17 protein-coding genes and 1 pseudogene are annotated in these 20,366 nt (G+C 71.8%); 3 read left to right on the forward strand and 15 right to left on the reverse strand.

All coding sequences use genetic code 11. The features are described 5' to 3' along the window. Positions 1–31 precede the first annotated feature (31 nt). The 15 genes and pseudogenes from ABZU43_RS18215 to mraZ form a co-directional block, all read right to left on the reverse strand. Positions 32–337 carry a YggT family protein gene (locus tag ABZU43_RS18215; protein ID WP_030334503.1) on the reverse strand — a complete coding sequence of 102 codons (306 nt, stop codon included), beginning with the start codon at positions 335–337 and terminating at the stop codon, positions 32–34. A 30-nt stretch (positions 338–367) separates the two neighbouring features. Further along, positions 368–1,060, reverse strand: coding sequence for a cell division protein SepF (sepF, locus tag ABZU43_RS18220; RefSeq protein WP_355007669.1), 693 nt, complete (start codon positions 1,058–1,060; stop codon positions 368–370). Between the two features lie 192 nt (positions 1,061–1,252). After that, the gene (locus ABZU43_RS18225) at positions 1,253–1,996 is read right to left on the reverse strand and encodes a YggS family pyridoxal phosphate-dependent enzyme (RefSeq protein ID WP_355007670.1); all 744 of its coding nucleotides are present in this window, start codon (positions 1,994–1,996) and stop codon (positions 1,253–1,255) included. Between the two features lie 9 nt (positions 1,997–2,005). Further along, a complete protein-coding gene (gene ftsZ, locus ABZU43_RS18230; RefSeq protein ID WP_091407710.1) occupies positions 2,006–3,121 on the reverse strand; it encodes a cell division protein FtsZ in 1,116 nt (371 codons plus the stop codon). A 244-nt stretch (positions 3,122–3,365) separates the two neighbouring features. Then, the gene (locus ABZU43_RS18235) at positions 3,366–4,184 is read right to left on the reverse strand and encodes an FtsQ-type POTRA domain-containing protein (protein WP_355007671.1); all 819 of its coding nucleotides are present in this window, start codon (positions 4,182–4,184) and stop codon (positions 3,366–3,368) included. Beyond that, positions 4,181–5,746 (reverse strand): UDP-N-acetylmuramate--L-alanine ligase, encoded by a 1,566-nt coding sequence (murC, locus tag ABZU43_RS18240; protein WP_355007672.1) that lies wholly within the window; start codon positions 5,744–5,746, stop codon positions 4,181–4,183. The genes ABZU43_RS18235 and murC overlap by 4 nt, the downstream gene beginning before the upstream one ends. Next, positions 5,743–6,849 (reverse strand): undecaprenyldiphospho-muramoylpentapeptide beta-N-acetylglucosaminyltransferase, encoded by a 1,107-nt coding sequence (murG, locus tag ABZU43_RS18245; protein ID WP_355007673.1) that lies wholly within the window; start codon positions 6,847–6,849, stop codon positions 5,743–5,745. Before murG ends, murC begins: the two co-directional genes overlap by 4 nt. Continuing rightward, on the reverse strand, positions 6,849–8,252 hold the full coding sequence (locus tag ABZU43_RS18250) for a putative peptidoglycan glycosyltransferase FtsW (RefSeq protein WP_355007800.1): 1,404 nt from the start codon (positions 8,250–8,252) through the stop codon (positions 6,849–6,851). The genes murG and ABZU43_RS18250 overlap by 1 nt, the downstream gene beginning before the upstream one ends. A gap of 346 nt (positions 8,253–8,598) precedes the next feature. After that, the gene (gene mraY / locus ABZU43_RS18255; RefSeq protein WP_124815347.1) at positions 8,599–9,723 is read right to left on the reverse strand and encodes a phospho-N-acetylmuramoyl-pentapeptide-transferase; all 1,125 of its coding nucleotides are present in this window, start codon (positions 9,721–9,723) and stop codon (positions 8,599–8,601) included. Next, positions 9,720–11,117, reverse strand: a complete 1,398-nt coding sequence (gene murF, locus ABZU43_RS18260; RefSeq protein ID WP_355007674.1) for a UDP-N-acetylmuramoyl-tripeptide--D-alanyl-D-alanine ligase — start codon at positions 11,115–11,117, stop codon at positions 9,720–9,722. The genes mraY and murF overlap by 4 nt, the downstream gene beginning before the upstream one ends. Continuing rightward, positions 11,114–12,676, reverse strand: a complete 1,563-nt coding sequence (locus ABZU43_RS18265; protein WP_355007675.1) for a UDP-N-acetylmuramoyl-L-alanyl-D-glutamate--2,6-diaminopimelate ligase — start codon at positions 12,674–12,676, stop codon at positions 11,114–11,116. Before ABZU43_RS18265 ends, murF begins: the two co-directional genes overlap by 4 nt. Before the next feature lie 52 nt (positions 12,677–12,728). Further along, on the reverse strand, positions 12,729–14,936 hold the full coding sequence (locus ABZU43_RS18270) for a penicillin-binding protein 2 (protein ID WP_355007676.1): 2,208 nt from the start codon (positions 14,934–14,936) through the stop codon (positions 12,729–12,731). Between the two features lie 3 nt (positions 14,937–14,939). Continuing rightward, entirely contained in the window at positions 14,940–15,545 is a 606-nt protein-coding gene (locus ABZU43_RS18275; protein WP_355007677.1) for a hypothetical protein, read from the reverse strand. After that, positions 15,535–16,645: pseudogene (gene rsmH, locus ABZU43_RS18280) on the reverse strand (16S rRNA (cytosine(1402)-N(4))-methyltransferase RsmH). Before rsmH ends, ABZU43_RS18275 begins: the two are co-directional and overlap by 11 nt. 206 nt (positions 16,646–16,851) lie before the next feature. Continuing rightward, complete coding sequence (mraZ, locus tag ABZU43_RS18285; protein ID WP_030488958.1) at positions 16,852–17,283, reverse strand: division/cell wall cluster transcriptional repressor MraZ; 432 nt, start codon at positions 17,281–17,283, stop codon at positions 16,852–16,854. A 355-nt stretch (positions 17,284–17,638) separates the two neighbouring features. Here mraZ and ABZU43_RS18290 point away from each other — a divergent pair, with 355 nt between their 5' ends. From ABZU43_RS18290 to ABZU43_RS18300, 3 genes are read left to right on the forward strand one after another with little or no spacing between them, the layout of a single operon-like run. After that, positions 17,639–18,886, forward strand: a complete 1,248-nt coding sequence (locus tag ABZU43_RS18290; protein ID WP_355007801.1) for a MurT ligase domain-containing protein — start codon at positions 17,639–17,641, stop codon at positions 18,884–18,886. Beyond that, entirely contained in the window at positions 18,876–19,595 is a 720-nt protein-coding gene (locus ABZU43_RS18295) for a glutamine amidotransferase (RefSeq protein ID WP_355007678.1), read from the forward strand. Before ABZU43_RS18290 ends, ABZU43_RS18295 begins: the two co-directional genes overlap by 11 nt. Continuing rightward, positions 19,592–20,278: a VTT domain-containing protein gene (locus ABZU43_RS18300; protein ID WP_355007679.1), complete on the forward strand. Its 687-nt coding sequence runs from the start codon at positions 19,592–19,594 to the stop codon at positions 20,276–20,278. The genes ABZU43_RS18295 and ABZU43_RS18300 overlap by 4 nt, the downstream gene beginning before the upstream one ends. The last annotated feature ends 88 nt before the right edge of the window (positions 20,279–20,366 follow it).

A 20,366-nucleotide genomic window follows, 5' to 3' on the forward strand; every position in this document is an offset into this window, starting at 1 on the left:
GTCAGTTGCGGCCGCGAAAGCGCGTCGGTCATCAGGCAGATGCCCTGATCGACGGCCCTAACACGAACTCCATCAGCACGAACAGGATAACCAGGAGCACAAGGGAGGCCAGGTCGATGCTCACGGTACCAATTCGCAGCGGAGGGATCACACGCCTCAACGCGTTGAGAGGGGGATCAGTGACGCTCCACACGGATTCCAATCCTGCCGATGCTCCACGCCCCGGTTGCCAGCGACGGCCGTACTGCAGGACGGCGCTCAACACGAACCGGGACAGAAGAAGGAGCAGGAAGACATAAAGGATCAGGTACAGCACTTGCAGTAAGATCGACAACACGGTCAGCGACGTCCCTCGGGTCGGGCGGGATCAACTCAGACTGAAAAAGCCGCCCTCAGCGATCTTGGCTTTGTCCTCTGCGGTGACCTGGACGTTAGCCGGTGAGAGCAGGAACACCCGATTGGTCACGCGCTCGATCGTACCGCGCAGGCCGAACGCCAGCCCGGCGGCGAAGTCCACCAGACGGCGGGCATCCGCCTCATCCATCTCGGTGAGATTGATGATCACCGGGACACCGTCGCGGAAGTGCTCACCGATGGTGCGCGCCTCCCGGTAGGTGGTGGGGTGCAGCGTGGTGATCTGGTAACGCTGCTCCTCCTCGGGCAGAGCCCGCTCCCGCGACGTGACCTGCGGCGCGAGGGCCAGGTTGTCCCGAGTGTGGTAGGTCAGCGCACCGGAGGTCTCGCCCGCCGACGACCGGGTGATCGACCGGACGCTGGACCGCTCGATCCGCTCCGGCCGCTCACCGTCGCCGCGCTCGGACTCGCTCAACCGCGCGCTCGACCGCTCGGAGAGTCGGCCCCGCCCGCTGTCGCGCGGCCGGGGAGCCGGCGGCTCCTCGGCGTCGTCCTCGTCGTCGTCGGCGAACTCCTCGGCGTACCGGCTCTGCCGGTACCGCGAGTCGCGGTAGCCACCCTTGTCGTAGCCACCGTCGTCGTAGGCCCGCTCGTCGTCTTCTTCGACCAGACCGAGCCAGACCCCCGCCTTGCGCAGTGCACCCATCCCGCGCCCTTCCGTCCGCCGTGCGGCACGCGCCCCCGTGCCATGTCGCCCGTCGCGAGTGGACAACCATGCCCATCGGACCGGAACAGCAATCCCCCCGGCGCGCGATTCGCGTCGCGCGCCACGACCCCCGACCGGGAGACGCCCGCCCCTGAAACAACACTGATGTAATTTGCTTGTCTCGCGGTCAGGCTACCGCAGCGTGGGACGCATTCCGAGCAACGCGCTACCGACGCGGACATGTGTCGCGCCGTAACGGATCGCTATTTCGAAATCCCCGCTCATACCGGCGGACAGCGCGGTGGCTCCCGGGTGGACAGACCGAAACGCGTCGGCGACCTCCGCGAGCCGGGCGAACGCCCGCTCCGGCTCCCATCCCAGCGGAGCGACAGCCATGAGGCCGACCAGACGCAACCCCTGCGCGTCGGCGACCGCCTCGGCCACCGGCTCCAGCCCGGCGGCCGGATCCGCCGAGCCGGGCAGGGCGCCGCCCCGGGCCGCGTCGCCGTCGATGCTCACCTGGATCAGAGCGTCGAGCGGCTCCTGCCGGTCCGCTGTCGCGGTTGCCAACGCCCGGGCCAGCCGGACACTGTCGACGGAGTGCACCACGTCGGCGTAGCGGACCACCGAGCGGGCCTTGTTGCGCTGCAACTGGCCGATGAAGTGCCAGCGGGGACGCACCCCGGCGGCAGCCACCTCGGCGGCCTTGCCGGCTGCCTCCTGGTCGCGGTTCTCCCCCATGTCGGTCACCCCGAGCCCGGCCAGCGCCAACACGTCACTGGCCGGGTAGGTCTTCGTCACCGCGATCATGGTCACCTCGGCCCGGTCCCGGCCGGCCTGCGCGCAGGCGTCATCGACCCGGGACCGAACCTGGGCCAGACCGGCCGCGAGTTCGGCGTGCCGATCTGGCCCTACCGTGGCTGAACTGTCGGTCATCGGCGGTGCTCAGGACCCGTTCTTCAGGAAGTCGGGAACGTCCACGTCGTCGAAGAGCACGCGACGCGGCGACTGGGCCGGAGCCGGGTTGGTGGCCGGCGCAGGCGCCGGGGTGCTCTGCGGTGCCGGCTGGTTGGTGTTGGTCTTGCGGGTCGGCTCGGCCGCCTTGTACGCGGGCGTGCCGCCGTCGAAGCCCGCCGCGATGACAGTCACCCGCACCTCGTCACCGAGCGCGTCGTCGATGACAGCGCCGAAGATGATGTTGGCGTCCGGGTGAGCCGCGTCGGTGACCAACTGGGCGGCGTCATTGATCTCGAACAGGCCCAGGTCGGAGCCGCCGGCGATGGAGAGCAGCACGCCCCGCGCGCCGTCCATGCTCTGCTCCAGCAGCGGGCTGGAGATGGCCGCCTCGGCCGCCTCGACCGCGCGGTTCTCGCCGCGGGCGCTGCCGATGCCCATCAACGCGCTGCCGGCGCCGCTCATCACGCTCTTGACGTCGGCGAAGTCCAGGTTGATCAGACCCGGGGTGGTGATCAGGTCGGTGATGCCCTGCACACCCGAGAGCAGCACCTGGTCGGCCGTACGGAACGCGTCCATCATGCTGATGTTGCGATCGCCCAGGGCCAGCAGCCGGTCGTTCGGGATGACGATCAGCGTGTCGCACTGGTTGCGGAGCTCGTCTATCCCCGTCTCGGCCTGCACCTGGCGGCGCTTGCCCTCGAAGGAGAACGGCCGGGTCACCACGCCGATGGTCAGCGCGCCGAGCTTGCGGGCGATGTTGGCCACCACGGGCGCGCCGCCGGTGCCGGTGCCGCCGCCCTCGCCGCAGGTCACGAAGACCATGTCGGCGCCCTTGAGCACCTCTTCGATCTCGTCGCGGTGGTCCTCGGCGGCGTTCTTCCCGACGTCCGGGTTGGCCCCGGCCCCCAGGCCGCGGGTCAGCTCCCGACCGACGTCGAGCTTGACGTCGGCGTCGCTCATCAGCAGCGCCTGCGCATCGGTGTTGATCGCGATGAACTCGACGCCCTTGAGCCCAACCTCGATCATCCGGTTGACGGCGTTGACGCCGCCACCCCCGATGCCGACGACCTTGATGACCGCCAGGTAGTTGTGCGGAGGTGTCATCTCCGGTCCTTTCCTTCGAGATTGGCTTCGGCCGACCGGTTACGGCGTGGCCAGACCAGCGGCCGACGACAGCTGTCTCCAACGAGGATCAGGGGTGAACCCTAACCCTCTACTAGAGGCTTACAGTTATGTCAACCACTGAAGCTCTTCGGGGCAACGTAAGCGCCACCGCGCCATGAGCCAAGGACCCGGGCGGCGTGTCGCCGCGCGGAGCGCCACGGGTCACGCCGCGCACGCTCCCTGGTCAACGAAAGGTCACCACATCCGGCGCGCTCACGTCGATCCGGTCGGCGTCCTCGTCGAGCAGCGCGGTGGCCACCCGAGCCTTGTCCGTACCCCGGGTCGCGTCGCCCCAGACCACCGTCCGGTCGCCGCGCAACCGCAGGCTGATCCGGGCCAGCCCCGCAACGTTCACGTCCACCAGCTCCGCGCGCAGCTGCGGCGTCAGCGCGACGAGCACCTCCAGCGCGGCCCGGGTGCCCGGGTCGTCGGCGGCCGGGCGGGCCACAGTCACCTGTGGCAGGTCGCCCGGGCGTCGCTCCACCGTCCGGAACGCCACCCCACTCCGGTCGATCAGGGCGAACACCTCGCCCTGCGGCACCACCGCCACCGCTGTCCGCTCGGTCACCCGCACCACCAGCGCGCCGGGCCAGTCCCGGGAGACCGCGGCCCGCTCCACCGCCGGCAGCGCACCGACCCGACGGGCGACGGCGTCCAGGTCCACCCGGGCCAGCGGCACGCCGTCCGGCACCCCTGCCGCGTCGTGCACCTGCACCGGGGTGACCAGGTCGGCACCCTCCACGCGCACCTCCCGCACACCGAACAGCCCGGTGCCGAGCACCGTCCAGGCGACCAGCCCGGCCAGGGCGAGCACGCCGGCGGCCACCGCCCACGGCAGCGCCGCACGCATGCGGCGCTGCCGGGCACGGGCCATGAACCGGCGGGTCGAGGGCGGCACCGCGTCGCGGCCCGCCCGGACCAACTGCCACCGCCGGGCCGGACCGCGGCGCGGAGCGCCACCGTCGGCGGCGCTGGTCCGCCCTCGGGCCGGGCCGGGACTCATCCGGCCGTGGGCGCCGAGCCGCCGGGCACGGCAGTGCCACCGAGAGCCGCTCCGTCGCCGCCGGACGTCGCCCCACCCGGCACCGGATCACCGATCGCCGGGGTGGTGGCCACCGGGTCGACGGTCGCTGTCGGTGCCGAGCCGGCCGCACGCTCACCCAGGGCGGCCAGCAGTTCGTCGCCCATCAGCGAGATCGGCGGGGCGCCCATGGTGACCACCACGTCCCCGGCGCGGGCGCGACGGGCCACCTCGATCGGGGCCTGCTCCCACGACTCCACGAAGACCTTGCGGTCGGCGGGCAGATCCACCGCCGCGATCAGTGCCGCCGAGCCCTCGCCGGGCTGACGCAACTCACCCGGCCCGAAGACCTCCAGGAGCACCACCTCGTCGGCGATGGCCAGCGCCTCGGCGATCTCCGCCTGGTTGTCGCGGGTGCGGTACAGCCGGTACGGCTGGAAGACGACGATCAGCCGGCCGTCCCCGGCGACCTCGCGCAACGTCTGGTTCGCCAACGTCATCGAGGTCGGGTGGTAGGCGTACTCGTCGTAGACCAGCACGCCGTCCGCGACACCCTTGCGCTCGAAGCGCCGCCGCACCCCGGGAAAGACCGCCAGCGCGGCCTCCGCCGCCTCCAGCGGCAGTTCCAGCAGGTACGCGGCCAGCACCGCGGCGGCGCTGTTCAGCCCCATGTGCCGGCCCGGCACCGGCAGCCGGAACTCGCCCAGCGACCGCCCGTCGATCGCGGCCAGGTAGCGCACTCCACGCGCGGAGGAGACCATCTCGGTCAACCGCAGGTCGGCGTCGGCGGCCTCGCCGTAGGTGAACACCTGTCGTCCCTCGGACCGCAGGCTCTCGGCCAACCGCCGACCGCCCGGGTCGTCGACGCAGGTGATGATGAACCCGTCCGGGTCGGTGAGGCGGGCGAACTCCACGAACGCCGCCTCCAGCGTCGCGTAGTCGCCGTAGGTGTTCAGGTGGTCCGCCTCGACGTTCGTGATGATCGAGACGTACGGGCGGTAGATGAGGAACGAGCGGTCGCTCTCGTCCGCCTCGACCACGAAGTGCTCGCCGGTGCCGTGGTGGGCGCCCGAACCGACCTCGGAGATCTCCCCGCCGATCACGAAGGACGGGTCCACACCGGCCTGCTGGAGCACCATCGTCACCATCGAGGTGGTGGTGGTCTTGCCGTGCGTGCCGGCGACGGCCACCGCCCGACGGCCGGTCATCGCCGCGGCGAGCGCCTCCGAGCGGTGCAGCACCCGCAGGCCGCGCCGACGCGCCTCGACCAGCTCCAGGTGGTCCTGGGGGATGGCCGACGAGTAGACGACCGTGTCCACGCCGTCCAGGTTGCTCACCTCGTGACTGAGGTGGATGGTGCCGCCGAGCGCCCGCAGGCCGGCCAGCGAGGGCCACTCCCGCAGGTCGCTGCCGGAGACCCGGATACCGCGGGTGAGCAGCAGCCGGGCCACGCCGAGCATGCCCACCCCACCCACTCCGATCAGGTGGACGGCGCCCAGGTCCTCGGCGGTGAGCGTGCCGGCCGGGGTGAACTGCGCGGTCATCGGGCCACCGCCGCCAGCACGAAGGAACGCAGCGCCTCGTCGCCGTCGCGCCGGCCGTAGGACCCGGCCGCGGCACCCATGTTGTACAGCCGCTGTGGATCACGGATGAGGGGGATGACGGTCCGCTCCAGCCAGTCCGGGGTGAGCTCCGCGTCGTCGACCAGCAGCCCACCGCCGGCCTCCACCACGGGCAACGCGTTGCGCCGCTGCTCCTGGTTGCTGTGCGGGTACGGCACGTAGATCGTGGGCAGCCCGATCGCGGCCACCTCGGCGACGGTCATCGCCCCGCCCCGGGCCAGCATCAGGTCGGCGGCGGCGTAGCCCAGCTCCATCTCGGACAGGTACGGCAACGTCACGTACGGCACCGGCAGGTCGGTGGGGATCGGCACCGGCTCGTTGCGGGCGCCCATCACGTGCAGCACCTGCACGCCGTTGCGGGCCAACTCCTTGGCCGCCCCGGAGACCGCCAGGTTGATGGAGCGGGCGCCGGACGAGCCGCCGGACACGAAGAGCACCGGCAGGTCCGGGCGGAGCCCGAAGTGGGCGCGGGCGGCGTTACGCAGCGCGTACCGGTCCAGACCGGCGATGGCGCGGCGCAGCGGCACACCGACGACTGTGGCGTCCCGCAGCGACTCGGCCTGGCTCGGCTGGTTCGGGAAGCCGACGGCCACGTTCTTGGTGAACTTCATGCCCAGCTTGTTGGCCACGCCCGGCGGCACGTTCACCTCGTGGATCACCATGGGCAGCTCGCGGCGCCACGCCGCCAGGTAGGCCGGCACCGAGACGTACCCGCCGAAGCCGACGACAACGTCGGCGCGCACCTCGTCGATCACCTTGCCCGCGGCGCGCGCCGCGGTCCACATCCGACCCGGGGTGCGGACCAGGTTCATGTTGACCGACCGGGGCAGCTGGTACGCCGGAATCTGCCGCAGGTCGTAGCCCTGCGGCGGGATCAGGTCGTTCTCCATGCCCCGTGGTGTGCCGAGGCAGGTGATCCGGACGCCCGGGTCGTGTCGGCGCAGGCAGTCGGCGAAGGCGAGCAGCGGGTAGACGTGCCCCCCGGTGCCACCTCCCGCGAGCACCACCGAACGCAGCGGACCCATCAGCGTCTCCTCTCGCTCGCCGTACCACCGCGGCTTCGGTCCTGTCGGACCCCGCGCGGCGCGGCCTGATCGTCATGGCGCCGCTCGCGGGACCGGGGTACGGACCCTCGGCCAGCGGGCGGCGTCGCCGGTCGGCGACGCCGGCCGGGAAGCGGCGGCAACGGGGCCCAGAGTAGTCGGACCCACCGGGCCGGCGGACGGGCATGCAGTGCTCTGGCCGCATCGGGTTCGGCGCGGGCGAAGGACGCCAGCATGCCGATGCCGGCCAACGTCACCACCAGGGCACTTCCACCGTCGGAGATGAACGGCAACGGCAGACCGGTGATCGGCAGCAGCCCCACCACCCCACCGATGTTGATCACAGCCTGGCTGACCAGCCAGGTGGTCACGGCGGTGGCGGCGAGCCGGCGGAACGGGTCGTCGACCCGCCGGGCGATCCGGAAACCGGTGTACGCGAGGACCGCGAAGAGGGTGAGCACCACGACGCACCCGATCACGCCCAGCTCCTCGGCGATGATCGCGAAGATGAAGTCGTTGTGCGCCTCGGGGAGCCAGTCCCACTTCAGGCTGCCCTTGCCCAGCCCGACACCGAACCAGCCACCGTGCTCGATGGCCAGCCGCCCCTGGTAGAACTGGAGGCAGTCGTTGAGTTTGCAGGTCTCCGGGTCCGGTGGATTGAAGAACATGTCCAGCCGGGCGAGGCGGTAGTTGTCAGCGCCGCGCTCGCCGGAGCCGGCGCCCAGTGAGGCCACCGCCACGAGCAGGCCGATCCCGACCAGCCCGGCCGCGGCCAGGGCCCCGAAGACCCGCATCCGCACCCCGGCGGCCCAGAGCAGGCCCACGACCAGGGCCAGCAGGCAGAGCATCGTGCCCGTGTCGTTGTAGCCGACCAGGACGAAGAGCAGGCCAACCACCGGGAAGAGCGGGGTGGCCAGTTCGCGCCACCACCCGAGCGCGGCGCCCTTTCGGGCGACGAGGTGCGCACCCCAGAGCACCATCGCGAACTTGGCCAACTCGGAGGGCTGTAGCTGGATCCCGCCGACGAACAGCCAGTTCAGCCGGGCCTCGACCGGCCCGAAGCTGGCCGACTCCTGCTTGGTCAGGCGGGCGATCGCGACCAGCAGGTTGAGCACCACCAGGAGGGCGACCGAGGCGAACAGCAGCGGCCGCCCCAGCGAGCGGTAGGTGCTGGCCGGCAGGCGCTGGCAGACCCAGAACGCGCCGATGCCGATCACCGCGAAGATGGCCTGCTTGGTCACCGAGGCCGAGGCGTTGCCGTCCTCGGCGTAGTCCTTCACGCTGGTCGCCGAGAAGACCATGGTCAGCCCGATCAGCAGCAGCAGGCCGGCGCAGGACAGCAGCAGGTAGTAGGAGGTCAGCGGCCGGTCCAGCAGGCCGCGCAGCGCGGCGAGCCCGCCGGCCGCGTCGAAGCCGCGCGGCGGTGTCGCCGCTACGGCCTCCGGCCCACGTCCCGCCGCCCCGGGCTCCCGTGCCCCGGGTTCGCGGGCCGCCGCGCCGCGCTCCGAACCGCGTGCCCCGACAGCCACCGGTGTACGCGCCGCGCTCGGCGACCGTCGCGGTCGTCCGACAGTCTCATCCTCGGTGCCGATTTCCTCCCCCACCCCGACATCATCACCGCTGAACACGCCCCACCGCCCCACAACGCCTCACCGGGCGTGTCGAACCCGCCCCGACGCCGCCTTCCCGAGTCGGATGAGGGGGTGGGGCGCGGGGCGCCGGTCCTGCGGATCAGGTCATGTTGGCGAGGAACTCGCTGTAGAACAGGCCCAGGGCGATGGCCACGCCGATGCCGGCGATGATCCAGAAGCGCACCACGATGTTGACCTCGCTCCAGCCGGCCAACTCGAAGTGGTGCTGGAGCGGGGACATTCGGAACACCCGTTTACCGGTGGTCTTGAAGGAGATGATCTGGATCACCACGGACATCGTGATGATCACGAAGAGCCCGCCGATGATCGGCAGCAGCAGGATGGTGCGGGTGGACATCGCCATGCCGGCGATCAGACCGCCCAGCCCCAGCGCCCCGGTGTCGCCCATGAAGATCCGCGCCGGGGAGGTGTTCCACCAGAGGAAGCCCACACAGGCTCCCGCCGCCGCCCCGGCGATCAACGCGATCTCCAACGGGTCGCGGACCTCGTAGCAGTACGGCTGGGTGTAGTTCGGGTCGGCGCACCAGTGCCGGTACTGCCAGAACGCGATCAGCGCGTACGCGGCGAGCACCATCACCGACGCGCCGGTGGCCAGGCCGTCCAGGCCGTCGGTGAGGTTGACGCCGTTCGTCGCGGCCATCACCACGAAGATGAAGATGATCACCGCGCCGACCTTGCTGACCTCCAGGAAGTCGATGTCCCGGATGAAGCTCAGCGTGGTGCTGCCCACCGTCTCGGTGTTTGTCGCCAGGCCCGACCCGTTTGTCATCGTGCTCGGGAACCACAGCGCGATCACCCCGAAGACCGCACCGACCAGGATCTGCCCGAGCAACTTGCCGCGCTTGTTCAGCCCGGCGCTGTTGCGCTTGCGCACCTTGAGGAAGTCGTCGAGGAAACCCACAGCGCCGGAGAAGACCATCAGCCCCAGCAGCACCAGCGCGGTGATGGTCGGCTCCACCTGGGCGATCTGCTGGTCCGGCAGGCTGGTCAGGGCGAGGTGCCCGGCCACGTACGCGATCACCGTGGCCAGGATGAAGACCACGCCACCCATCGTGGGCGTGCCCTTCTTGCCCTGGTGCATCGCGGGGCCGTCCGACCGGATCGGCTGACCGGCCTTGAGCCGGGTGAACAACTTGATCGCGATCGGGGTGCCGAACAGCGAGACGAGGAAGGCCACCCCGACGGCGACGATGACCGCCCTCATCGGGTCGGCTCCCCACCGGCGTCGGCGCGCAGTGCGTCGGCCACCTCCCAGGTCCGGTACCGGGAGCCCTTGACCAGGACGACGTCACCCGGTCGTAGCTCGCTGCGCAGCACCTCGACGGCCGCCGCCTGATCGGTGAGCAGCACCGACTCTCCTCCCCAGTTTGCTACCGCTGTCGCGCCTTCGTGGATCGGCGCGGCCGGCTCACCCACCACGAGCAGCCGGTCGACACCCAGCTCGGCCGCGAGTTGGCCGACCTCGGCGTGGCCGTCGTACTCGAACGGGCCCAGCTCGGCCATGTAACCAAGCACCGCGACGGTACGCCGCCCCTGGCCCATGCTCGCCAGCGCCCGCACCGCCACCGCCATCGAGGCCGGGTTCGCGTTGTACGAGTCGTCGATCACGGTCACCCCGTCGGGGCGGTCGAAGACGTCCATCCGTCGGGTCGAGACCAGCCCCAGCTCGCCGAGGGCCGTGGCCAGCTCGGCCAGCGGCATGCCCAGCTCCCGGGCGACCGCCGCCGCCGCGAGGGTGTTCCAGACCTGGTGGCGGCCGGCCAGTCGGAGCCGCACCGGCGCGCGCCCCTCCGGGGTGACAAGGGTGTACGACGGGTGACCCCGCTCGTCGAGCGTGACGTCCTCGGCACGCACGTCGGCGTCGGGCGCCTCGCCGTAGCGGACCACCCGGGCCTGAGTGCGGCCCGCCATCGCGTCCACCAGTGGGTCGTCGGCGTTCAGCACGGCCAGCCCGTCCGGCGGCAGCGCCTCGACCAGCTCGCCCTTGGCCACGGCGATGGCGTCCTGCGAGCCGAACTCGCCGATGTGCGACGTGCCGACGTTGAGCACCACGGAGATCCGGGGCGGCACCAGCTCGCACAGGTAGCGGACGTGCCCGATCCCGCGCGCGCCCTTCTCCATCACCAGATAACGGGTGTCCGGGTCCGCCCGCAGGGCGGTGTACGGGTGCCCCAGCTCGTTGTTGAACGAGCCGGGTGGCGCCACAGTGGCCCCGAGCCGGGAGGTGAGCTGCCCGATCAGGTCCTTCGTGGTGGTCTTGCCGGACGAGCCGGTCACGCCGATCACGGTCAGCCCGGTCAGCCGGTCCACCGCCGCGCGGGCCAGTCGGCCCATCGCGGTCAGGGCGTCGTCGACAAGCACCATCGGCACCCCGGGCACCTCTCGGCTGCCGAGGACCGCCACCGCGCCGGCCTGGATCGCGGTCGCCGCGTAGTCGTGCCCGTCGACCTTCTCCCCCGGGAAGGCCACGAAGAGCGAGCCGGGCCCCACCTTGCGCGAGTCGAACTCCACCGAACCGGTCACTGTGGCGGCCGGGTCGGCGGCCACCAGCCGCCCGTCGACCGCCTCGGCCACCTCGGCCAGGCTCAGCGTGATCACCGCTGACCCGCCAGGTCCCCGAAGCGGGCCCGCAGCGCCTCGGCCAACTCGATGCTGTCGTCGAACGGAAGCACCTGACCCGCCACCTCCTGGCCGCGCTCGTGGCCCTTGCCGAGCAGCGCGATCACGTCGCCGGGCTCCGCCAGCCGTACCGCCTCGTCGATCGCGGCGCGGCGGCCCGCCACCTCGATGATCCGGGCGGCCGTGCCGGCCCGGTACGCCCCGGCCAGCACCTCGGCGCGAATCTCCCCCGGATCCTCGGTGCGCGGGTTGTCGTCGGTCACCAGCACCACGTCGGCTCCCTCCGCCGCGGCGGCGCCCATCACCGGCCGCTTGCCCCGGTCCCGGTCCCCACCGGCGCCGATCACACAGATCAGTCGGCCGGCGCTCAACTCGCGCAGCGCGGCAAGCGCGGCCACTATCGCGTCCGACTTGTGGGCGTAGTCGACCACCCCGCGCACCGGCGCGGCGACGTCGACCAGCTCCAGCCGGCCCGGGACTCCCCCGCAGGCAGCCACACCGGTCGCAGCGGTCACCGGGTCCACCCCGGCGCCGACGAGTGCGGCGATGGCGAGCAGCGCGTTGGCCACGTTGTGCCGGCCGGGCAGCGCGACACCGGCGGACACTGCCACGCCGTCCGGGCCGTGCGCGGTGAACCGCTGCGCGTACCCCTCGCCACCCACACCGTCGGCCCACCAGGTAGCGCCCTGCTCACCGGCCGCCGAGTAGGTGACGGTGGTCGGCTTGAGCAGCGGCGTCAACGCCGGGTCGTCGTGGTTGAGCACCTCGACCGCGCAGCGCCCGTCGAAGAGCTGGGCCTTCGCGGCGAAGTAGTCGTCGCTGTCGGCGTGGAAGTCCAGGTGGTCGGAGCCGAAGTTTGTGTAACCACCGACGGCGAACCGGACCCCGCCCACCCGGCCCATCGCCAGCGCGTGGCTGGAGACCTCCATGACCACGGCGGTGACCCCACGCTCGCGGGCGGTGGCCAGCATGGCGTGCAGGTCGGTCGCCTCGGGAGTGGTGCGCACACTGTCGATCACCAGATCACCGAGGCGGGTCTCCACAGTCCCGACCAGCCCGGTGGTGTGCCCGGCGGCCCGCAGCCCCGACTCGATCAGGTACGCGGTGGACGTCTTGCCCGCGGTGCCGGTCACCCCGATCACTGTGAGGTCGGCGGTCGGGTCGCCGTACACGGCCGAGGCCAGCTCGCCGAGCACGGCGCGTGGGTCGGGCACCACCAGGGCGGGCAGGCCGGTTCCCGCCGCCAACTCCGCACCGGCCGGGTCGGTCAGCAGCGCCACGGCACCCGCCTCGACGGCACCGGCGGCGAACTCAGCCCCGTGCCGACGGGCACCGGGCAGCGCCGCGTACAGGTCGCCGGGGCGAACCTCCTGGCTGGCGTGGGTGACCCCGGAGACGACCACCGCGGCGGCGTCCGCCGGAAGGTCGACGGCGAGCCGGACGGCGAGATCACCGAGCCGGACTCCGGTCACGGTACGTGGACGTGGATTGCCGGGCACGGCGTCAGACCCTACCCGGTCGTCCGGTTCCGGCCGCACAGCCGCCCCGGTGGTTCGTCGGCACTCACCGATGATGTCCCGCCATCGCTGCTCAGCGCGGATAGACCACGAACTTGGGCGCGGATCCGCCGGTCGAGGGTGGCACGCGGTAGTGACGCAGAGTGAACTGCATCATGTCGCGGAACGCTGGATTGGCGATCGCCGCACCCCCGCCGTTGGGCGCGTACACGAAGACCGCGATCACGTAGCGGGGGTTCTCGGCGGGGGCCATGCCGATGAACGAGGACACCTTGTCGGGCTCTATCTTGCCGTTGACCAGCCGCGATCCGGTGCCGGTCTTGCCGGCGACCCGGTAGCCGGGGACGGCCGCGGTGACTCCGGTGGCGCCGTCGACGGTGGTGACCGCCTCCAGCATGGTGCGCAGGGCCGCCGCGTTCTGCGGGCTGAGCACCGACCGGGTGACCGGGGCCGGCGCGGGGGTGCGCTTGCCGTCCGGGCCGATCACCTCCTTGACCAGGTGCGGCTGCACGTACGTGCCGTTGTTGGCGATCGCGGCGTACGCGGCGGCCATCTGCAACGGCGTGGCGTCGACGCTGTGCCCGATGGGCACCGACCCACGCGACGATCCGCTCCACTCGTCGGCCGGCAGCAGTCGGCCGCTGGCCTCCCCGGGCATCCCCTCGCCGGTGGGCTTGCCCAGCCCGAACCGCTTCTGGTAGTCGATCAGCCGGTCCCGGCCGAGCTTCTCGGCGATCGTGATGGTGCCGACGTTCGACGAGTAGGCGAGCATCCCCGGCACGCTCATCCGCCTGCCGTTGGCCGGATGGGTGTCGGAGAACCAGGTGTCGCCCATCTTGATGTTGTTGGCGATCGGCAACGTGGTGTCCGGCGTGATCACGCCCTCCTGCAACGCCGCGCCGTAGGTGATGGCCTTGTGCACCGAGCCGGGGTCGACCACGAAGCTGGTCGCGGCGTCCTCCCGGGCCACCGGGTCGCTGGGCGTCGGCTTCGCCGCGTTGTACGTCGGGTTGCTGGCCTGGGCCAGCACCGCGCCGGAGGGAATCTCCATGACCACTGCCGCGCCGGTGCCGCCCGGCGCCTTGGCCATGCCCGCGCTGAGGATCTGCTGGGTTCGGAACTGAAGGTCGCGGTTGAGGGTGAGAGCGAGCGAGCTGCCCGGCTTGGCCTGAGTGGTCCGGCTGTAGCCACCGGGAATCGGCGCGGCGAGGTCGCCGAGGCCGGCCTCGTACACCCGTTTGCCGTCCTGGCCGGCGAGCACGTCGTCGTAGCGGGCTTCCAGCCCTTCCAACCCGACCATGTCCTGACTGGTGAAGCCGATCAGGTTGGCCGCCAGGTCACCACCGGGCACCTCACGGCGCTCGTCGCGGTGCACCCCGATGCCGGACAGTTCCAGCGCCTGCACCCGCTTGGCGGTGGAGATCTCCACTCCCCGCGCCAGGTACACGAATCGGGACGGCTTGCCGTCCTCCAGCTTGCGGGGCTTCATCTGCTCGACGAGCTTCGACACCGCGATGCCGAGCAGCGGGGAGAGCGCCTTGGCGACGGCGGCCGAATCCTCCACCTCGGTCGGGTCGGCGTACACGTACCGTGCCTCGACACTGCGGGCCAGCGGCGCGCCGGTGCTGTCGTAGATCGCGCCCCGCGGCGCCGGCAGCTCGACGGTGCGGAGGCGGTCGGCGATGCCGCCCCCGGCGTACGCCGGAGCGTCGACCGTCTGGAGGAAGATCAGCCGGATCCCGATGGTGGCGAAGAGCGTCAGGGCGAGCACTGTGCCCAGCCGCAGCCGCAGCCGCGAGTCGGCCAGCTTCGGTGGGCGTCGTGGCTTGCGCGACGGCCGCCGGGCCGCCGGTCGGTCGGTGCGCCGCGGCGCGCGTGGCGTGGTCCGGCGACGCGGCGGCGGCTCGTCGCCACCCGGGCCACGGGGGGTACGCGGTACGACGGTGCGCACCACCCCGCCGCGTCCGGCGGCCGGAGCGTCGCGCCGGCCGGCCCGGGCGGCGGCCCGACCGCCGTCGAGCACCTGCAACGCGGGCCGGAACGGGTCACCGGACCGGGTGCTGCGGGGCGTACGCCGCTGTTCGGCGCCCTGACCGCGTGCCGGCGTGCCGCGCTCCTCGCGGACGGTCCGGCCCCTCGGGGTGTACGCCCGGGCGCCGGAGATGCCCCCGATGCCCGGCTCGCCGGTGCGTGGCTCGCCGTCGGCGGCCCTGGCGTCACGTGCAGAACCGCGCCGGGACCCCGTAGGGTCCCGGCGCGGCTCGTCCGACCTTGGTGGCACCGGTCAGCCTCCCGCACCCTGGCTCGTCACCGACGGCTGGCCGTTCGCCGGCTGCGGCACACCGATCGTCTTGCCGTCCGGCAGCCGGATGTAGCCCGGCTCCCCGGCGTCGACCAGGCCCAGCCGCTTCGCCTCGGCGGTCAGGTTGCCCGGCGCCTCGGCGTCGGCGATCTGCTTGTCCAGTTGCTGCTTCTCCAGGTCCAGTCGAGCCTGCTGCTGCTGCAACCGCTCCAGCCGGAACGCGTTCTCATTGATCTTGGTGTTGACCGCCAGGATGCCCAGCACCCCGCCGACCACCAGCACCACGATCAGCGCCGCGAACGGCGCACGCGGCACCGAGATCGGCGGCGGCGGCGCCACCCGCAGCCGCGGCGGCCGGGCACTGGTGGCGCTGGCGGCCTTCTCGACCGGTCGCAGTGCTGCGGTGCCCTGAGTCGGGAACTCGCGCGCCCCCCGGGCGCGAGTCTCCCCCTGCCGATTCGTTCGATCGATGCGTGACGTACCGTTACCGAGGCGCGGAGCCCGCTCCGCCGCGGTCCGGCCCCCCGACCGCGGTGCGCGCTGCCCGCCGCCGGTGACGTCCCGGCGGTCGCGCTTGTCAATGCTCATGTCCCTCCCCCTCAACGTCCGTCCCTCTAGCCGTCCCGGTGCCCCTGACCCCCCACGGATCAGGCGGACCCCGTGCCCGGTTGGTGCATTCCCTTCACCCGTCGGCGAGACCGTTCGCGGTCGGTCCGCCCCTGCTCTGTCGCGTTCGGATCGAGTCGCTCCGCGGCCCGCAGCCGCACCGAGGCGGCCCGCGGGTTCGCGGCGACCTCCGCCTCCCCCGGCAGTTCGGCGCCCCGGCTGAGCAGCCGGAACGTCGGACCGGACCCGGGGAGCTCGACCGGGAGGTCAATCGGGCCCTTACTGCGGACCCGGTCCGTGAGGGCCGCCTTGGTGAGCCTGTCCTCCAGCGAGTGGTAGGACAGGACCACCATGCGACCGCCCACGGTCAGTGCGTCGAGTGCAGATGGCAACGCTGTCTCCAGCGCTGCCAGCTCTCTGTTTACCTCGATCCGTAAAGCCTGAAACGTTCTCTTTGCCGGGTGCCCACCCGTTCGTCGGGCTGGTGCCGGAATGGAATCCCGAACCAGCTCCGCCAGCAGCGCGGACGAGGTGATCCGGGCCCGCTCCCGCTGCCGGATGATCGCCGAGGCGATCCGGCCGGCGAACTTCTCCTCGCCGTAGACCCGCAGCACCCGGGCCAGGTCCGGATGCGCGTACGTGTTGACCACCTCTTCGGCGGTCACCCCCCGGGTCTGGTCCATCCGCATGTCCAACGGCGCGTCCTGGGCGTAGGCGAACCCTCGGTCGGGCGCGTCCAACTGCAACGACGAGACACCCAGGTCGAACAGGATCCCGTCGATGGCCGGATAGCCCAGCCGGTCCAGCACGTCCGGCAACTCGTCGTAGACGGAATGCTCCAGGTGCACCCGGTCGGCGAACCGGGCCAGCCGGACCCGCGCGTGAGCGAGCGCCTCGGTGTCCCGGTCGAGCCCGATCAGGACCGTCTCCGGATGCGCCTCGAGCACCGCCTCCGCATGCCCGGCCAGACCGAGCGTCGCGTCGACGTGGACCGTCCGGCCGCCTCGACCCAGCGCGGGGGCCAGCAGCTCGAGACACCGCTCGAGCAGCACCGGCACGTGCGTGCCGCGCAACTCCCCCATGATGACCCCCACTGGTTGAAACGTCCGTTCTTCTCGTGCGCCTGTCGTCGGACGGCGCTGCCGTCGTACCGCCAGATCCCCATCCGCTCCCGCCTGACACCGGACCGTCGCCCAATGACTGGATCGTGCGCCTGGCACCGGGGAAGTGATGCCAGGAACTCGAAAGCGGCTGGAGATCTCGCAGTACGTCGGGCGCCGTTACCGCCCTACAGACCGCCGGGCAGCACCCCCTCCTCGATGTCGGCGAAGTCGTCTTCGCTCTCGGCGAGGTAGGTCTCCCAGGCGACCTTGTCCCAGATCTCCACCCGCGTGCTCGCGCCGATCACCACCAACTCGCGGTCCAGTGCGGCATAGGCCCGTAGGTGAGCCGGAATGGTCACCCGGCCCTGCTTGTCCGGAACCTCGTCGTGCGCGCTGGCGAAGAAGACCCGGCTGTAGGCCCGGGCCGCCTTGTGGGTCATCGGTTGTGCGCGCAGCTGCTCCGCGATCCGCTGGAACTCAGGGGTCGGGAAGACGTAGAGGCAGCGCTCCTGCCCTTTGGTGACCACGACACCCCCCGCCAGCTCATCCCGGAACTTGGCCGGAAGGATCAACCGGCCCTTTTCGTCCAGGCGCGGAGTGTGGGTGCCGAGAAACATCGGCCCAACCCCCTCGCCCTTGAGCGGCGTTCGCGGCGCCGCTGACCCCCCGGGCCGGTGAGCCCTCCCGGCCTCACCATTGGTCCCCACTCTACTCCACTTCCCTCCACCCGCAACCAAATTCGCCCGCGTGGCGCGCCTGACCCGGGGGCAAAACCGCACGTCACAGGGGGTGGAGCGGAGTGGAGGGCTTCAGCCGCCCCTCGGCGTGGTCCGCTTTCCGACATTGATCGACTCCGTCCGGGGGACGCCGACCCGGCCGCCCGCACGGTCACCACGGCCGAACGGTTCACCGTCGGCGGCGATCTGGCGAGGCCGGCGGTCCGGTAACCTCGCTCGCGTGACGGACGCGAAAATGCCCCTACGGGCCAAGGTGGCCAGCTCCGTGTCACGGACCGCCGCGGCGCTCTCCCGGGCGGCCGGCCGTGGCGACGGTTCAGTGATCGGCGGGTGGATCGGCCTCAAGATCGACCCGGACCTGCTCGCCCACCTGTCGGCCGGGCGCGCGATCGCGCTCGTCTCCGGCACCAACGGCAAGACCACCACCACCCGGTTGACCTCCGCCGCGGTCGGCGTGCTCGGCCGGGTCGCCACCAACTCGTTCGGCGCCAACATGCCCAGCGGGCACACCTCGGCGCTGGCCAAGGCCGGCAGCACCCCGTACGCGGTGCTGGAGGTCGACGAGCACTACCTGGCGCAGGTGCTGGAGGCGACCGAGCCGCACGTGGTCGCGCTGCTGAACCTCTCCCGCGACCAGCTCGACCGCGCCAAGGAGGTCGCCATGATGGCGCAGCTCTGGCGTGCGGCGCTGGTCCGGCACACCAACGTACGGGTGGTGGCCAACGCCGACGACCCGCTGGTCGTGTGGGCCGCCACCCCACCGGGTGACCCCGCCCGGGGCATCAACCCGCCGCACGTGACGTGGTTCAGTGCCGGCCAGCGGTGGCACGACGACTCCTGGGTCTGCCCGGAGTGCGGCTCCACCATCCAGCGCTCCGGCGAGCAGTGGTGGTGCACCGGCTGCCCGCTACGCCGACCGGAGCCGCACTGGGTCGTCGAGGACGAGGGCGTGCTCGATCCCACCGGCGCCTGGCACAAGGTCTCCCTCCAACTGCCCGGCAAGGTCAACCTCGGCAACGCGGCGACAGCGCTGGCGGTGGCCGCCGAGTTCGGCGTCCGCCCGGTCGACGCGGTGTCCCGCCTCGGCATCGTCACCTCGGTCGCCGGCCGTTACGCGCAGGTCGACAAGGACGGGCGCAACATCCGGCTGCTGCTGGCCAAGAACCCGGCCAGTTGGCTGGAGGCGTTCGACATGGCCGACAACGCGCCGACCCTGCTCTCCATCAACGCGCGCGATCCCGACGGTCTGGACACCTCCTGGCTCTACGACGTCGACTTCGCCCCGCTCCGGGGCCGGCAGGTGTTGATCACCGGCGACCGGGCATACGACCTGGCGGTTCGACTGGACGTCAACGACGTGCCGTTCCAGCACGTCCGCACGTTCGACGACGCACTCCGGTCGGTCCCGCCCGGGCGGCTGGAGGTCATCGCGAACTACACCGCGTTCCAGGACATCCGAGCGGAGTTGGACCGTGTCATCTGAGAGTCTGCGCATCGTCTGGATCTACCCCGACCTGCTCTCCACCTACGGAGACCGGGGCAACGCCCTGATCCTCGCCCGGCGGGCCCGTCAGCGTGGGATGCCGGTCGAGGTGCTGGAGGTCCGCTCCGACGAACGGCTGCCCGCGACCGCCGACATCTACCTGGTCGGCGGCGGCGAGGACGGCCCGCAGGCGCTCGGCGCCCAGCGGCTGCTGGCCGACGGCGGTCTGCACCGCGCCGTCGCGCAGGGCTCGGTGGTGTTCGGCGTCTGCGCCGGCTACCAGCTGCTCGGCACCTCGTTCTTCGCCAAGGGTGTGCAGTGCCGCGGGCTGGAGCTGCTCGACCTGCACTCCGACCGGGGCGAGAGCCGGGCCGTGGGCGAGCTGGCCGGTGAGATCGACCCCCGGCTGGGCCTGCCCCCGCTGACCGGTTTCGAGAACCACGGCGGCCGCACCCACCTCGGTCCGGAGGTCTCCCCGCTGGCCCGGGTCACCGCCGGAGTGGGCAACGACAGCGCCACCGAGGGCGCGTGGCGCGGCAAGCTGCTGGGCACCTACTCGCACGGGCCGGCGTTGGCTCGCAACCCGGCCCTGGCCGACCTGCTGCTGCGCTGGGCCACCGGGGCACACCAGCTCCCGCCGTTGGACGACACCTGGTCGGACCGGCTCCGCAACGAGCGCCGCTCCGCGGTGGCCGCCGCTCGGGCATGATCCGTGCCGTCCGGCGGCTGCTCCGGCAGCCGTCGGCCGCCCGGTTCGCCCTGCTCGTGCTGCTGATCGGCGGGTGCGGGTTACTGCTGCTGCTGGTGCCCCGGCCGGATCCGGCGCAGTTGCCGCTGGTCGCCGACCGGCTGGGCGACCTCGCCCCGGTGGCGGCGATCCTTGGTGGTGCGCTGCTGCTTGTCGCGCTGGTCCCCCGGACCTTCATCACGCTCGCCGCAGGTGCGATCTTCGGTCCGCTGGAAGGCGCCGCGTACGCCCTGGGCGCCGCGCTGGTGGCGGCGGCGATCGGGTTCACTGTCGGCCGGTTGCTCGGTCGGGAGTTCGTGGCCGAACGCGTCCGCGGTCGACTGGCCCGCCTCGACGGGTGGTTCGCCCGGCAGAGCGTGTTCGGCGTGATCACCGTCCGGCTGCTGCCGATCGCCGGCTTCGGCCTGGTCAGCTACGGCTACGGCACGACCGGCGCCCGAGTGCTGCCGTTCCTGGCCGGCAGCGTGATCGCGTCCGCGCCGACCGCCTTCGGCTACGCGGCGATCGGCGCGGCGGTCAGCTCCCCCGGCCACGTCAACTGGTACGCGGCCGCCCCGGCCAGCCTCGGCCTGATCGCCAGCCTGGTCCTCGTCCACCAGTGGTGGCGCGCCGAACGCCGCCGCCGTCGCACCACATTGGTCTGACCGCCCCATCCCGCGCTCAACCTCCGCGATCTTGCACTTTCTGTCCCGGCATTACTGGACACAAAGGGCATGAACCCAACCGGAACTG

The sequence above is a fragment of the Micromonospora sp. NPDC005205 genome, from assembly GCF_040608275.1.
Lineage (GTDB): Bacteria > Actinomycetota > Actinomycetes > Mycobacteriales > Micromonosporaceae > Micromonospora.